The organism is Thalassobellus citreus (assembly GCF_044385915.1).
GTDB lineage: Bacteria > Bacteroidota > Bacteroidia > Flavobacteriales > Flavobacteriaceae > Thalassobellus > Thalassobellus citreus.
Genome location: NZ_JBISCC010000126.1, coordinates 163,699 through 178,497 on the forward strand (window position 1 = coordinate 163,699; position 14,799 = coordinate 178,497).

The 14,799-nt window shown below is 28.5% G+C and carries 14 protein-coding genes; 10 read left to right on the forward strand and 4 right to left on the reverse strand.

The features are described from left to right. Positions 1 to 5 precede the first annotated feature (5 nt). The 6 genes from ACH5TX_RS13135 to ACH5TX_RS13160 all read left to right on the forward strand — a co-directional run bounded on the left by ACH5TX_RS13135 (position 6) and on the right by ACH5TX_RS13160 (position 7,276). Positions 6 to 1,580 (forward strand): heparinase II/III domain-containing protein, encoded by a 1,575-nt coding sequence (locus ACH5TX_RS13135; RefSeq protein ID WP_439339955.1) that lies wholly within the window; start codon positions 6 to 8, stop codon positions 1,578 to 1,580. Continuing rightward, positions 1,577 to 2,770, forward strand: coding sequence for a glycosyltransferase family 4 protein (locus ACH5TX_RS13140; RefSeq protein WP_439339956.1), 1,194 nt, complete (start codon positions 1,577 to 1,579; stop codon positions 2,768 to 2,770). Before ACH5TX_RS13135 ends, ACH5TX_RS13140 begins: the two co-directional genes overlap by 4 nt. Positions 2,771 to 2,938: 168 nt before the next feature. Beyond that, entirely contained in the window at positions 2,939 to 3,982 is a 1,044-nt protein-coding gene (locus ACH5TX_RS13145; protein ID WP_439339957.1) for an MraY family glycosyltransferase, read from the forward strand. 105 nt (positions 3,983 to 4,087) lie between these two features. Then, a complete protein-coding gene (locus tag ACH5TX_RS13150) occupies positions 4,088 to 5,074 on the forward strand; it encodes a UDP-glucuronic acid decarboxylase family protein (protein WP_439339958.1) in 987 nt (328 codons plus the stop codon). A 6-nt stretch (positions 5,075 to 5,080) separates the two neighbouring features. Then, positions 5,081 to 6,490 carry an exopolysaccharide biosynthesis polyprenyl glycosylphosphotransferase gene (locus tag ACH5TX_RS13155; RefSeq protein WP_439339959.1) on the forward strand — a complete coding sequence of 470 codons (1,410 nt, stop codon included), beginning with the start codon at positions 5,081 to 5,083 and terminating at the stop codon, positions 6,488 to 6,490. Positions 6,491 to 6,493: 3 nt separating this feature from the next. Continuing rightward, complete coding sequence (locus tag ACH5TX_RS13160; protein ID WP_439339960.1) at positions 6,494 to 7,276, forward strand: glycosyltransferase family 2 protein; 783 nt, start codon at positions 6,494 to 6,496, stop codon at positions 7,274 to 7,276. On the opposite strand, the gene ACH5TX_RS13165 is transcribed toward ACH5TX_RS13160, so the two are convergent. Next, a complete protein-coding gene (locus ACH5TX_RS13165) occupies positions 7,260 to 8,567 on the reverse strand; it encodes a phenylacetate--CoA ligase family protein (RefSeq protein ID WP_439339961.1) in 1,308 nt (435 codons plus the stop codon). The genes ACH5TX_RS13160 and ACH5TX_RS13165 overlap by 17 nt on opposite strands. A 131-nt stretch (positions 8,568 to 8,698) precedes the next feature. Between ACH5TX_RS13165 and purD the strand changes: the two genes are divergently transcribed. After that, a complete protein-coding gene (purD, locus tag ACH5TX_RS13170; RefSeq protein ID WP_439339962.1) occupies positions 8,699 to 9,970 on the forward strand; it encodes a phosphoribosylamine--glycine ligase in 1,272 nt (423 codons plus the stop codon). Here purD and ACH5TX_RS13175 read toward each other — a convergent pair. Further along, positions 9,965 to 10,192, reverse strand: a complete 228-nt coding sequence (locus tag ACH5TX_RS13175) for a DUF6341 family protein (RefSeq protein WP_439339963.1) — start codon at positions 10,190 to 10,192, stop codon at positions 9,965 to 9,967. The two genes, purD and ACH5TX_RS13175, sit on opposite strands and share 6 nt — an antisense overlap. A gap of 72 nt (positions 10,193 to 10,264) precedes the next feature. Here ACH5TX_RS13175 and ACH5TX_RS13180 point away from each other — a divergent pair, with 72 nt between their 5' ends. Further along, positions 10,265 to 11,188: a DUF6427 family protein gene (locus tag ACH5TX_RS13180; RefSeq protein WP_439339964.1), complete on the forward strand. Its 924-nt coding sequence runs from the start codon at positions 10,265 to 10,267 to the stop codon at positions 11,186 to 11,188. Here the strand turns inward: ACH5TX_RS13180 and upp are convergent. Beyond that, the gene (gene upp / locus ACH5TX_RS13185; RefSeq protein WP_439339965.1) at positions 11,177 to 11,836 is read right to left on the reverse strand and encodes a uracil phosphoribosyltransferase; all 660 of its coding nucleotides are present in this window, start codon (positions 11,834 to 11,836) and stop codon (positions 11,177 to 11,179) included. The genes ACH5TX_RS13180 and upp overlap by 12 nt on opposite strands. A gap of 74 nt (positions 11,837 to 11,910) precedes the next feature. On the opposite strand from upp, the gene ACH5TX_RS13190 reads away from it, so the two are divergent. Next, entirely contained in the window at positions 11,911 to 12,516 is a 606-nt protein-coding gene (locus tag ACH5TX_RS13190; protein ID WP_439339966.1) for a DUF4254 domain-containing protein, read from the forward strand. A 62-nt stretch (positions 12,517 to 12,578) separates the two neighbouring features. Continuing rightward, positions 12,579 to 13,598 (forward strand): glycosyltransferase family 9 protein, encoded by a 1,020-nt coding sequence (locus ACH5TX_RS13195; RefSeq protein ID WP_439339967.1) that lies wholly within the window; start codon positions 12,579 to 12,581, stop codon positions 13,596 to 13,598. Between the two features lie 85 nt (positions 13,599 to 13,683). Here ACH5TX_RS13195 and ACH5TX_RS13200 read toward each other — a convergent pair whose 3' ends face one another. Continuing rightward, entirely contained in the window at positions 13,684 to 14,739 is a 1,056-nt protein-coding gene (locus tag ACH5TX_RS13200) for a 2Fe-2S iron-sulfur cluster-binding protein (protein WP_439339968.1), read from the reverse strand. Positions 14,740 to 14,799 lie beyond the last annotated feature (60 nt).

The following is a 14,799-nucleotide window of genomic DNA, read 5'->3' on the forward strand; positions in this document are numbered from 1 at the left end:
ATTTTATGGATATTAAAAAGATTTTAAATACTCTTAAATATGTTAAATTTAAACAAATTTATTATCGCCTATATTATTTTATAAGAAATAAGTTTTTCAAATGGGATTATAATAAGAAATTAGAAAATAGTATTGAGCCTTTAGTATGGACAGATTTTATTTTATATTCAAATAGTTTTATAGGATCTAATGGATTCACTTTTCTTAATATTATTAAAGAGTTTAGTGATAAAATTGATTGGAATTATCCTAAATATGGTAAGCTATGGACTTATAACTTAAATTATTTTGATTTTTTAAATCAAAAAGATATAGCTGTTGAACAAGGAGTTCTTTTAATTAAAAATTTTATTGAAAATGATCATCTTCTTAAAGATGGAAAAGAACCTTACCCAATTTCATTAAGAGGTATTAATTGGATAAAGTTTATATCAAGAAATAAAATTTTAAATGAATCAATTAATCAGACTCTATATAATCATTATCAAATATTAATACATAATTTAGAATATCATCTACTCGGTAATCACTTGTTAGAAAATAGTTATTCTTTGTTTTTTGGAGCTTATTATTTTAAAGATGAAATCTTTTATAAAAAAGCAAAAAACATATTAATAGGTGAGCTTAACGAGCAGGTATTAGATGATGGAGCACATTTTGAGTTATCACCAATGTATCATCAAATTTTATTATATCGTTTATTAGATTGTATCAATCTAATTCAATTAAATAATTGGAAGCAAGATGAATTATTTTCCTTTTTAAAGGAAAAAGCTATTAAAATGCTTTCTTGGTTACAAACTATAACTTATAAAAATGGAAATATCCCAATGGTAAATGATTCTGCTTATGGGATAGCTCCAAGCTCTAAAGAGATATTTAATTATGCGAAAAGTATTGACTTAAAATGGCAATTAATCAAGCTTTCAGATTCTGGGTATAGAACCTTTAAAGAAAAGAACTATGAACTTTTTGTAGATGTTGGGAATATTGGTCCAACATATCAACCAGGACATGCACATTCAGATACTTTCAGTTTTGAATTATATGTAAAGAATAAACCTATAATTGTTGATTTGGGTACTTCGACGTATGAAAAAAATAAACTTCGTCAATTAGAAAGAGAAACGGCATCGCATAATACAGTTAAAATTGGAAAAAAGGAACAGTCTCAGGTTTGGGGAGGATTTAGAGTAGCAAATCGAGCAATAATTAGCAATTTTAATGAAAGAAAAAAAGAAGTACAAGCAACACATAATGGGTATAGGTCTTTAAATATTTTTCATACAAGAAAATTTAAGGTAGAAAATACAAGTATCATTATAAATGATTCCTTTTCAAGAAAAATTAATGAAGTACAAATTGCTTTTTTTCATTTTCATCCAGATATAAAAAACATAAAAATTTTTGAAAATAAAGTACGGCTTTTAGATGAAAAAATAAGTATGTTTTTTTGTGAAAACATTAAAAAAATTGAAATTGAATATTATAACTATGCTATTGGATTTAATAAAACAAGTCAGGCAAAAAAAATTATGGTATATTTTAATTCTTCATTAACAACACAAATAGATTTATGAAATTATTATTTTTAACAGATAACTTTCCTCCAGAAGTAAATGCTCCAGCAACACGGACTTATGAGCATTGTATAGAGTGGGTAAAAAAAGGAGTGGAAGTTACAGTAATTACATGTGCTCCAAACTTTCCTAAAGGGAAAGTGTTTAAAGGGTATAAAAATAAATTATTTCAAACAGAAGAGATTGATGGTATTAAAGTAATTAGAGTATGGACGTATATTTCAGAAAATAAAGGTTTTGTAAAAAGAATTTTAGATTATTTAAGTTTTATGGTATCTTCTTTTATTATTGGACTTTTTGTTAAAACTGATATAATAATTGCAACATCACCACAATTTTTTACAGCATTATCAGGTAGGTGGCTGTCTTTTTGGAAGCATAAGAAGTGGATAATGGAAGTTCGTGATCTATGGCCTGAATCAATTAAAGCGGTTGGAGCAATGAATAAAGGTATTATAATTCAATTTTTCGAGCACTTAGAAAAAAGGATGTATAAAAGTGCTCATAAGATAGTCGTGGTTACAGATTCGTTTAAAGAGATACTAATAGCTAAGCACAGGGTAGCTGAGACAAAAATCAAAGTTATTAAAAATGGTGTTAATAGTGATTTATTTTCCCCTACTATTAAAGATATTGTGTTATTAAAGAAAATGGATCTTGAAGATAAATTCATCGTTGGGTATATTGGGACACATGGTATGGCTCATGGATTAGATTTTATTTTTAAATGCGCTAAGAAAATTACAGATGATAGAATTCATTTTTTGTTTTTAGGAGATGGTGCCAAAAAAGAAGAATTATTGCAATTAAAAGAAGTACTAAAATTACATAATGTTACAATGTTACCATCTGTTAAAAAATCAGAGGTTGCAAGTTATATATCAATTTTAGATATAGCCTTAGTGAATTTAAAAAACACAAACACGTTTAAACACGTTTTACCATCTAAAATTTTTGAATTAGGTGCTATGGAAAAACCAATTTTATTGGGAGTTGAAGGAGAGGCAAAAAAATTGATTGAAAGCTATAATGTTGGAGTCTCTTTTATTCCAGAAAACGAAGTAGATTTTATAAAAAAACTTAAAGAGATACAAGTGAAATCCTTTGATAAGGAGAACTTTAAATGTTTGAAAAAAGATTTTAACAGAAAAAATCTAGCAAAAAAAATGTTAGATTTTATTAGCAAATAATGATTTGTCTCTAGTTTATTGGTAATAAACTAGAACAATCTTTGTATTTTTGTTATAAATAATAATATAATGCCATTTTATTATCCCATTTTTTTTTTTGTAGGAGCATATGTTATCACATATTTAACAATTCCTAAAATTATACGTCTGGTTGAGTACAAAAAGCTCATGGATGAGCCTAATAAAAGGAGTTCACATATTAAGAGAACTCCAACCTTGGGAGGTGTGTCTTTTTTTTATACTTTAATTTTTGTTCTTTTTTTTCTTAGAAATTGGTGTGAATATGATGAATCTATATTTATAATACCTGGCTTAACAATTCTTTTTATTATAGGATTAAAAGATGATTTGGTGGTACTTTCTCCTTATGCAAAATTAATTGCACAAATAATAGCTTTAACATTTATTATAAGTAATGAAAGTTTTACTATCCATTCATTAAATGGCTTTTTAGGAATTAATGAAATACCCATTTATATATACTATTTAATGGCTGGTTTTATAATGCTTACAATTATTAATGCCTACAATTTAATAGATGGAATAGATGGTTTAGCAGCTATTGTTGGTGTTATTATACTAATAATCTATACAACTATATTTTACATGACAAAAGAATATTTTTTTCTTTTACTTAGTTTATCATTAAACGGATGTTTAATTGCTTTTTTAAAGTATAATTTATCTCTAAATAATGACAAGATTTTTATGGGAGATACAGGATCGCTTATAGTTGGTTTTATTATTAGCATATTAACATTGAAATTTTTGTCTTTAACTCCAGAAAAATATGATAGTTTACCTTTTTTAATAGAAAATATACCTTTAATTGCAATTAGTATTTTAATTGTTCCTTTGTTTGATACAGCAAGGGTGTTTACTATAAGAATAGCAAATAAGAAAAGTCCTTTTTCTGCGGATCGAAACCATACACATCATATTTTGATTGATTATTTTAAAATATCTCATAGAAAAGCAAGTTTAATAATAGGAGGTTTTAATCTAATTTTTGTTTATCTCTTTATTATATTGGGAAGCGCGTCTTATAATTTTTGGTTAGTAACAATTTTAGGTGTTACAGTGATTATATTAGGTTATTTTTTTTATCGTTTTGATTATAGTTTTACTAATATTAGAAGGAAAATTCGGTTTAGAAAAAAAGTTGATAATGTTAAAGAAAAAGGAAAAAACATAATAAATAAGAATAAGTAATATATGTTTATTATTAAAATATTTTTACAGAATAAAATTTTATAAAGGATTATTAAAAAGATTAATAGTTTTAGTATTTTTCTTATCACAATCAATTAACGATTAATGAAAAAAGTTTTAATAACAGGTGCAGCTGGGTTTTTAGGTTCGCATTTATGCGATCGTTTTATTAATGAAGGGTTTCATGTTACTGGAATGGATAACTTTATTACGGGAGATAAAAAAAATATAGCACATTTAAATGATCATTCTAATTTTAAATTTATAGAACATGATGTTACTGAGTATATAAATTTCGAAGGTAAATTAGATTATATTTTACATTTTGCATCACCAGCAAGTCCAATTGATTATCTTAAAATACCTATCCAAACCTTAAAAGTAGGGTCATTAGGGACTCATAATCTTTTAGGGTTAGCTTTTGCTAAAAAATCAAGAATGCTTATTGCTTCTACTTCAGAAGTCTATGGAGACCCTTTAGTACACCCACAAGCGGAAAGTTATTACGGAAACGTAAATACTATTGGTCCTAGAGGCGTTTATGATGAGGCTAAGCGTTTTCAAGAATCCATTACTATGGCATATCATAGGTTTCATGGATTAGAAACACGTATTGTTCGTATATTTAATACCTATGGACCTAGAATGCGACTGAATGATGGACGTGTTATTCCTGCTTTTATGGGGCAAGCATTGAGAGGAGAAGATTTAACAATATTTGGAGATGGTTCTCAAACTCGATCGTTTTGTTTTGTAGACGATCAAGTAGAAGGTATTTATCGTTTATTGTTAAGTAACTATGCAGAACCAGTAAACATTGGAAACCCTCATGAAATAACTATTAGCGATTTTGCTGAAGAAATAATAAAATTAACAGGAACAACTCAAAAGGTAATTTATAAAGATCTACCTGTTAATGATCCTATGCAAAGACAACCAGATATTTCTTTAGCAAAAAAACTTTTAAATTGGGAACCAAAAGTTTCTAGAGCAGAAGGAATGAAAATTACCTTTGATTATTTTAAAAGTTTAACAGAAGAAGAGTTATATAAAAGTGAGCATAAAGACTTTTCGGGCTATATAAACAAATAAATATTTATGGAATATATACGAGGAAGATATTCATGGCTTTTAAGACCGGGATTGATTCTTTGTGATATATTCATTATAAATATTGGAGCCTATTTTTTATTAAATTTTAACGATCAAGAGTTATATTTTTTTTCATCAAAAGTTTATAATAATAAGTATTTACTGTATCTTATTTATTCAGTATTATTTTGGCTATTATCAACATTTATTTTAAAATTTTATGAGGTATACAGGTATACTTCTGCTTTAAGTATAATATACCTTTTACTTAAACAGTTTTTTGTTTTTGCAATAATTGTTTATGCTTTTCAAGGAGCTTTTAGAAGTATAAATGTATCTGCATTTATAACTTTAAAATATTTAACATTTTCTTTTCTTGCTATAGGAATTATTAAGCTTATTAGTTTTTATATTCTAAAAGCATTTCGATTATTTTTTAAAGGCAATTTAAGAAATGTTGTTATCATTGGGAAAGGTGAAAATGTTAAAGACCTTCAAAGGGTTTTTAATAATAAAAAAGATCTTGGTTACAATTTATTAGCAACTTTTAGTAATTCTGAAAAAGATAATGTTACAGGAAATATAAAGGATAGCTTTCAATTTCTTAAAAGCAATTTAATAGTTGATGAAATATATTGTGCAATTGATGAATTAACTGAAAAACAGGTTAATGAGTATGTCAAATTTGCGAATATAAATCATTGTAATATAAAGTTTATTCCTAATTCAACTAAGTTATTTAATAAAAGACTCCATACAGACTATTATAATTACCTTCCTGTTTTATCGATTCGAAAAGTTTCATTAAATAACAATTTTAATAAACTAATAAAGAGAATTTTTGATATTTTATTTTCATTAATTATTATAGTATTTATACTTTCTTGGCTTTCAATAATTATATTTATTTTACTTAAAATTGAATCTAAAGGTCCATTATTTTACAGGCACAAAAGAAATGGAATAAATTATAAAGAGTTTTATTGTTTTAAATATAGGTCGTTAAATATCACTAAGGAGGTTGGAGGAACTTATGTTAAACAAAATGATGAGCGTCTAACAAAGATTGGTAAATTTTTACGCAAAACGAGCATAGATGAACTTCCACAATTTATTAATGTTTTAAAAGGGGAGATGAGCGTTGTAGGACCAAGACCTCATATGCCATCATACACTGATGCGTATTCAAAAAAAATAGATAAGTTCAATTTTATTTTTAGGCATGGTGTTAAGCCTGGAATTACTGGTTTAGCTCAAATAAAAGGTTATAGAGGAGAAGTAGCAGACGATAAAGATATTATAAACCGTGTTAAATATGATATTTTTTATATTGAAAATTGGTCTTTAATTTTAGATTTAAAAATTATTTTTTTAACGGTTATAAATATTCTTATAGGTGAAGAAAAAGCATATTAAAAGATGATGAACCCTTTGGTGTCTATCATAACGCCCATGTTTAATTCTGAAGCTTTTATTTCAGAAACAATAAATAGCGTTTTAAAGCAAACCTATAAAAATTGGGAGTTAGTATTAATCGATGATAATTCACAAGATAAAACGCTCTCAAACGTTCAAGAATATATTAAAAACTATCCTCAAATAAAGCTTCTTAAAAACGATACAAATCAAGGTGCAGCTATATCAAGAAATAAAGGAATCGATTTTGCAAAAGGCAACTATATTGCTTTTTTAGATGCAGACGATTTATGGAAACCAGAAAAGCTAGAATCCCAAATCAAATTTATGCAAACTGAAAATTGCGATGTTTGTTATTCTAGTTATGAATTAATAAAAGAAAACGGAGAATTTTTAAACAAAAAAGTAAAAGCATTACCTCATTTATCATATAACAAGCTTTTAAAAAGTAATTACATTGGTAATTTAACAGGAATATATAATGCAAAGGTATTAGGTAAAATAAAGACATCAGATTTACGGAAACGACAAGATTGGTTGTTATGGTTAGCCGCAATTAAAAAGTCTGGTAAAAAAGCTCTGAGCATTCAGGAGTCTTTGGCTTATTATCGTGTTCGAGAAAACTCAATGTCTTCTAACAAATTGAATTTAGTAAAATATAATTATTGGGTTTATAAAAAAGGCTTGGGGTTTTCTACATTAAAATCTGTCTATTGTATGTTTGTGTTTTTAATAGAGCATTTCTTTGTAAAATCGAAACAAACAATTTCTATAAATAAGATTTAAACTGTTTCAGCTTACCACTTTTTGAGCGTTCTAAAAGTTGTTTTCTTTCAAAAAGAACAATTAAGTTAGGTTCTAAATATTTAGAAACAGCACTTTTTATATTATTAAAATTTTCTTCAGAAAGATTAGTTTGGCTTGTATAGCTAATTTTAAACGTATCAAGTTTAAGTTGTTCTATAATAAACTCTTTTACATTACCATCATTTTCAATTATAGTTTTAGTGATATAATAAAAAGTTAAACCCGCAGCTTTTTTTCCACTAGGTAAAACTGCAATGTCATTGGTTCTGCCAATTAACTTTTTAAGGATAGGTTTTTCAGGAGTACTTAGCCTCGATAAGGTACCAATATCACCTAAGTCGTATCGAATAAACGGATGTGCTTTATTGTAAAGTGATGTTATAACTATACGGCCTTCTTCGCCGTAAGGCAAAGTATTGTTCTTTTCATTTAGAATTTCAATAAATAAATCTTCATTATTAATAAGCCATTCGTTTCTTTTATTCGGAAAAGCAATCAAACCCAATTCGGCTGCGCCATATTCATTAATAATAGCGACTCCTAGTTGGTTTTCTAATAGTATTTTATCTTCTTCAAAAAGCATTTCAGAAGTTACAATACAAGCTTTAAGAGACTGACAAATAGTTTTAAGAACAACATTTTTACGTTCTAAATATTTTGCAAATTGAACAATAGAATTTGTATAGCCATTAATATAATCGAAACGAGTCGATTTAAATTTTTGAAGATTTTCTTTAAGTTGTTCATCACTTAAATCAAAAACCGAAAACCTAAAACGCTTGCTTAAAACATCTTTAAATCGCTCTTTATAATAGCCTGTATTGTTTAACGGAATACCGTAAAATCGAGCTTGTTTAGAGCTGTTAAAATCTAAATTAAACCAATTATATTTATCAATAAAACCAGCCCAAGTTAAGGCGTGACAAAATTTGTCTTTAGCAAAAATAAATGGGTCTCCAGATGAACCAGATGTTTTATTTGTATAAACATTTTTTGTTGTAAAATTGTCTGAAAGTCTTTGTTGTAAAGGTTGTTGTAAATCGCGTTTGGTCATTACAGGAATACTATTCCAATCTTGTGCATTGATGTCTTTTGCAAAAGCTTTATAAAACGGATTATGTTTTAAATGATATGAAACAATCTCTAGCTTTTTGGTTTCAATATAAGCAGTATAATCTGCTTCATTTTTATTCTGAATAGTTTTCAAAAAACGTTTGGCTTCATCTATAGGGAAGCCTTTCAGTTTTAAAGAAAAATCGAACAAATTCAAAGTAAATTATAATTTTTGTAAAGTAAATAAAAAATATTCGTGAATTGGTGGCATTAATTTTATTTTTGCAATCGTATAAAACGATAATTTGTCATTCCCATGAAGATGGGAATCTAATAAAAATAATCAAAATGAATATTTTAATTCTTGGTTCTGGCGGGAGAGAACATACTTTTGCTTGGAAAATTGCTCAAAGTCCATTATCTAATCAATTATTTGTTGCACCTGGGAATTCAGGAACTGCAGAAATAGCAACCAATGTAAATATTGGTGTAACCGATTTTGATGCTATAAAAACATTAGTTTTAAAAGAAAGCATTGATATGGTTGTGGTTGGACCAGAAGATCCTTTAGTGCAAGGTGTTCACGATTATTTTTTAAATGATGATGCTATAAAGCATGTGTCTGTTATTGGTCCAGAAAAGGCCGCAGCTGAATTAGAAGGAAGTAAAGAATTTGCTAAAGAATTTTTATACCGTCATAATATTCCAACTGCAGCCTATGAGAGTTTTACGAAAGAAACTGTTGAAAAAGGATATGCTTTTTTAGAAACATTGCAAGCACCTTATGTATTGAAAGCAGATGGATTAGCAGCAGGAAAAGGTGTTGTTATTTTAAATGATTTAGAGGAAGCTAAAGCCGAATTAAAAAGCATGCTAGTTGATGCTAAGTTTGGTGCAGCAAGTACGAAAGTTGTTATTGAAGAGTTTTTAGATGGGATTGAATTAAGCTGTTTTGTATTAACTGATGGTGAAAACTATAAAATTTTACCAACGGCTAAAGATTATAAACGTATTGGTGAAGGCGATACAGGATTAAATACAGGAGGTATGGGAGCAGTTTCTCCAGTACCTTTTGCTACCGATGAATTTTTAAATAAAATAGAAGAGCGCATTGTAAAGCCAACTATTAACGGTTTTAAAAAGGATAACTTACCATATGTGGGTTTTGTGTTTATCGGACTTATAAAAGTAGGAGACGATCCTAAAGTTATTGAGTATAATGTGAGAATGGGAGACCCTGAAACCGAGGTTGTTTTACCAAGACTTAAAAACGATTTTGTTGAAATTCTGCAAGCTATGGCTAATGGAACGTTAGATAAAATTAATATTGAAATTGATGAGCGTGCCGCAACAACTATCATGTTAGTATCTGGAGGTTATCCTGAAGCTTATGAAAAAGGAAAAGAAATTACAGGTATTAATGCCATTGAAGATTCTATCCCTTTTCATGCAGGAGCGCAATTACAAGATGGTAAAGTAGTTACTTCTGGAGGGCGTGTTATGGCTATTACTTCTTACGGAGATACGTATCAAGAGGCCATAAAAAAATCTTATCAAAATATAGAAAAACTACATTTTGATAAGATGAATTATCGTAAAGATATTGGATTCGATTTATAAAAATGAATGAGAAGAAATGCTTTTATCCTCTTCGTTGTTATCACTAAATATTTTTAGTTGCTTCATCCAATAAACCATAGCAACTATGCCTATAACAATAAAAATCCAAGATAAAGTATTTGCTGCCCACCAGTTTTCTAATTCTAATGCTCTTAAAGCATCTAAAGGAGAAAAAAGTACATTAACAAATAAATCTTGTATAGCGTAAAAGAAATCTTTCATGTGTTTGATATATTATTTTCTAACTGATTAGATAGTTAGTATATTTACGAGGCAAAAATACAAAAACAGTTAATGATTACAAGTATTTTTAGTAAATCTAGACCAATAAATTTTATCATTGTATTTTTTATTGCGCTTATTGCTTTTTTAACAGCAAGAATTGGGCTAATAAATATGCCTATTACCATGTTGTTTGTATTTAAACAACTTGTCTTATTTGGTATTTGTTATATTTCTATTTTACTACTTAATTTTATTGCTAGTAAGAATAATTTAACGAATAAAAATAACTACGAAATTCTTTTGTTTAGTCTGTTTTTGTTAACTATTACTACTTCTACAAGTAATGTAAATATTATTTTGTCTAACTTTTTTATCATGTTAGGCTTGCGTAGAATAATAAGTTTACGTTCTCAAATTAATGTTAAAAAGAAGCTGTTTGACGCCGCTTTTTGGGTTGCCATTGCTGCATTATTTTATTTTTGGGCCATTCTGTTTTTTGTTTTAATTCTTATTTCATTAATATTATATTCTGAAACTAAAATAAACCATTGGTTTATTCCCTTTACAGGTATAATAACTGTTTTCTTAATAACAACAGCGACTTCTATTATTTTTAATGATAGTTTTTTCAGTCTATTTAAAAGTTTACCAGTGGTGAGTTATGATTTAAGTAGTTATAATTCAACACAATATTTAGTTGCTATCACATTGCTTTTGTCCTTCGGTATTTGGTCTTCTATATTTTATATAAAGAGCATTAAACAAAAAATGAAAGCTTTTCGAGCGTCTTTTAACACCATTCTCTTTGCTGGTTTAATTGCGTTAGTAATTATAATATTAGCACCTAAAAAAGATGGCAGCGAATTTTTATTTGCGTTTGCACCATTATCAATAATTATTACAAATTATATTGAGGTTATTGAAGAAAAATGGTTTAAAGAAGTGTTTCTTTCTGTTTTAATTTTAGTGCCTTTTGTTTTGTTATTTCTGTAGTTTTTCTCCAAAAGCTAAATCGCCTGCATCACCCAGTCCTGGTATGATATAACCTTTATCATTAAGTTTTTCGTCAATAGCAGCTATCCATAAATGTGTATTTATATTAAAATGTGTTTCAATAAAATCAATACCTTTTTGCGCGCCAATAACACTAACGAGGTGAATCTCTTTTGGTGTTCCAAAAGGCTTTAAAGCTTCAAACGTGGCAACCATAGATTGTCCGGTAGCCAACATGGGGTCTGCTAGAATAAGTGTTTTGTTTTCTAAATTGGGGCAAGCTAAATATTCTACAATAATTTCAAAATTTTCTGGGTTCTGTTTATGGTGTCTGTAGGCAGAAATAAAAGCATTTTCGGCAGTATCAAAATAGTTGAGCAAACCGTTATGAAGCGGAACGCCTGCTCTTAAAATAGAACATAAAACAATCTCATCATCTATTAAATTAATGTCGGAATGACCTAAAGGTGTTTCAACAGTGTTGATTTTGTAATTTAATGTTTTGCTCATTTCATAACCTAAAACTTCACCTATACGCTCAATATTTCTTCTGAATCGCATACTGTCTTTTTGGATTGTTACGTTTCTAATTTCAGAAATAAAAGTATTTAAAACGGAGTTTTTTTCAGAAATATTATGAATATTCATAGTGTCTATATTGAGTTTTTACAGTAGTAAAGTTAATTAAATAGACTTATATTTACACTTTAAAATAATACATTATGTTTACAAGTAAAGCCAACAAAATATTTCAAGACGTTATTGAAAAATACCATATTATTAATACGGTTGATCAGCCTTTTGAAAATCCATATTCTAAAACCGATTTATTAGAACATTTATTATATAGAAAATGTTGGATAGATACAGTGCAATGGCATTATGAAGATATTATTCGCGATCCACAAATAGATCCTGTTGCCGCTTTAACATTAAAGCGCCAAATAGATGCTTCTAATCAAGATAGAACAGATATGGTAGAATATATTGATAGTTATTTTCTTGAGCAATATAAAAATGTAACAGCTAAAGAAGGAGCTACAATTAATACAGAAAGTCCTGCTTGGGGTGTTGATAGATTATCAATTTTAGCATTAAAAGTATATCATATGAATGAAGAAGCAACTCGTGAAGATGCATCTGAATCTCATAAAGCTGCTTGCCAAAATAAATTAGATATTTTATTAGAACAACGTGTTGATTTGTCTACTGCAATTGATACACTTTTAAGTGATATTGAAAATGGTGATAAATACATGAAAGTGTATAAGCAAATGAAAATGTATAATGACGATGAGCTCAATCCTGTTCTACGAGAGCATAAATAATTACTCAGTTAAAAACTGAATTTTATTTTGGATAGAACTATGATATTTATAGTTAAAAATTGATGTCAAAACCAAAAAAACACATTCTAGTTATTCGTCTTTCAGCAATGGGAGACGTGGCTATGATGGCGCCTGTTTTAAGCGCGTTAAATCAAAAATATCCAGATTTAAAAATTACTGTTTTAACGCGTGCTTTTTTTACTCCGTTTTTTAGAGATTTACCAAACGTTTCAGTTTTTTCAGCTGAGGTTAAAGGAAAGCATAAAGGTGTTTTTGGGCTCTATAAACTTTCAAAAGAGCTTAGAAAACAAAAAATTGATGCAGTTGCCGATTTACACAATGTATTAAGAAGCAATATTTTAAAGTGCTTTTTAATTGGGAAGAAAATTGTTCAAATAGATAAAGGTCGCGCTGAAAAAAAAGCGTTGGTTTCAGGCAAAAACTTTCAACAATTAAAAACAACACATCAACGCTACGCAGATGTGTTTGAAGCCTTAGGATATCCTATCGATTTAAAGAGTCCATTATTTCTAGAACCTAAAAAATTAAACTCAAAATGTATTAATCTTTTAGGAGAAAAAGAGGGCAAACGTATTGGTGTTGCTCCTTTTGCTGCCCATGAAGGAAAAATGTACCCATTAGATTTGATGAGAGATGTTATTGTAACACTTTCGAAAAACCATCAAATTATTTTATTTGGAGGCGGTAAAAAAGAAATTGACATTCTAAATAATTTTGAAAACGATATTAGCAATGTTGTTACTGTTGCAGGAAAGCTTTCTTTAGATGAAGAGTTAGATGTTATTTCTAATTTAGACGTTATGCTTTCTATGGATTCTGGCAATGCGCATTTAGCAGCTATGTTGGGAGTAAAAGTAGTGACTGTTTGGGGTGTTACGTATCCGTATGCTGGTTTTTCTCCTTTTAATCAGCCCGAAGAATATGCGTTATTACCTGATAGAAATCTATACCCTAAAATACCAACATCTATTTATGGTAATAAATACCCAGAAGGCTACGAAAAGGCTTCTGGAAGTATAACTCCTAAAATTATTGTAGATAAGATTGAAGCGATATTATAGTATCGCTTGTCATTCCTGTGTAGGCAGGAATCTATTTTAATAATTTACTTCAATTTAAGAGATTCCAGGATTCACAGGAATGACATTATACATCATCAAAATCAACAGTAAGAGTTGGTGTTGTTGGATGTGCTTGACAAGTAAGAATTAAACCTTCGGCAACTTCGTTTTCGGTTAAAATATTATTTTGACGCATGGTCGCTTCACCTTCAGTAATACGTGCTAAACAACTGCTACAAATACCACCTTGACAAGAATACGGCGCATCAATATCTTCGTCTAAAGCCGCTTCGAGTATGGTCTGTTTTTGTGCCATTTCAAAAGTTGTCGTTTCATCATCAACAGTAATCGTAATTTTTGTGTTACCGGTTGTTGTTATTTCTTCTTCAACTTCGGCAGGTTTGGCAGCTTTAAAAAGTTCAAAATGAATACGTTCTTCATCAATACCATGATCTGTTAATACATCTTTTACAGTATGTATCATAGCTTCTGGTCCGCAAAGATAAAAAGCATCTACTTCAATATGTTTGTATTCGTTTTTTACGACGTAATTAACAGTGCTTTTTTCAATACGTCCAAAAATAGCGTTGTCTTCATCTTTTTGACTAAATACAAATTGAACAGAAAATCTATCTTTATATTGGTGTTGAAGTTCTAAAATTTCATTTAAAAACATAGTGTCTTCAGTCGTTTTGTTACCGTAAACTAAAATGACTTTGCTATTTACTTCTTCTTCTAAAGCACATTTTATAATACTTAAAACAGGTGTAATACCACTACCAGCAGTAAAAGCTGCAATGTTTTTAGTTTTAGAATCGTTTGGTGTAAAAACAAAACGCCCTTTTGGAAGTGCAACTTCTAAAACATCACCAACTTTTAAAGAGTTGTTAGCGTAAGACGAAAAGGTTCCATCGGTAACTTCTTTTACAGCCACCTTTAAATCGCCACTTTTTGGAGAAGAACAAAGTGAATAATCTCGTCTTACTTCATGGCCATCAATTTCAGTTTTTAAAGTAATGTACTGTCCAGCTTTAAAAGCAAAAGTATCTTTTAAATTTTCTGGAAGATTAAACGTAATACTAATAGCTTTATTAGTTTCTCTTTTAATATTTTGAATTGTAAGTTTATGAAATGACGACATAAGAATGTTTTTTACAAAAATAGTGAAGCCAATACATTTTGTACATATAATTTTTTAAAA

What these genes read in the sequence shown, in the direction of transcription:
- ACH5TX_RS13135 (WP_439339955.1), top strand. Translation starts at nt 6, where the DNA reads ATGGATATTAAAAAGATTTTAAATACTCTTAAATATGTTAAATTTAAA.
- ACH5TX_RS13140 (WP_439339956.1), top strand. Translation starts at nt 1,577, where the DNA reads ATGAAATTATTATTTTTAACAGATAACTTTCCTCCAGAAGTAAATGCT.
- ACH5TX_RS13145 (WP_439339957.1), top strand. Translation starts at nt 2,939, where the DNA reads ATGGATGAGCCTAATAAAAGGAGTTCACATATTAAGAGAACTCCAACC.
- ACH5TX_RS13150 (WP_439339958.1), top strand. Translation starts at nt 4,088, where the DNA reads ATGAAAAAAGTTTTAATAACAGGTGCAGCTGGGTTTTTAGGTTCGCAT.
- ACH5TX_RS13155 (WP_439339959.1), top strand. Translation starts at nt 5,081, where the DNA reads ATGGAATATATACGAGGAAGATATTCATGGCTTTTAAGACCGGGATTG.
- ACH5TX_RS13160 (WP_439339960.1), top strand. Translation starts at nt 6,494, where the DNA reads ATGATGAACCCTTTGGTGTCTATCATAACGCCCATGTTTAATTCTGAA.
- purD (WP_439339962.1), top strand. Translation starts at nt 8,699, where the DNA reads ATGAATATTTTAATTCTTGGTTCTGGCGGGAGAGAACATACTTTTGCT.
- ACH5TX_RS13175 (WP_439339963.1), bottom strand. Translation starts at nt 10,192, where the DNA reads ATGAAAGATTTCTTTTACGCTATACAAGATTTATTTGTTAATGTACTT.
- ACH5TX_RS13180 (WP_439339964.1), top strand. Translation starts at nt 10,265, where the DNA reads ATGATTACAAGTATTTTTAGTAAATCTAGACCAATAAATTTTATCATT.
- upp (WP_439339965.1), bottom strand. Translation starts at nt 11,836, where the DNA reads ATGAATATTCATAATATTTCTGAAAAAAACTCCGTTTTAAATACTTTT.
- ACH5TX_RS13190 (WP_439339966.1), top strand. Translation starts at nt 11,911, where the DNA reads ATGTTTACAAGTAAAGCCAACAAAATATTTCAAGACGTTATTGAAAAA.
- ACH5TX_RS13195 (WP_439339967.1), top strand. Translation starts at nt 12,579, where the DNA reads ATGTCAAAACCAAAAAAACACATTCTAGTTATTCGTCTTTCAGCAATG.
- ACH5TX_RS13200 (WP_439339968.1), bottom strand. Translation starts at nt 14,739, where the DNA reads ATGTCGTCATTTCATAAACTTACAATTCAAAATATTAAAAGAGAAACT.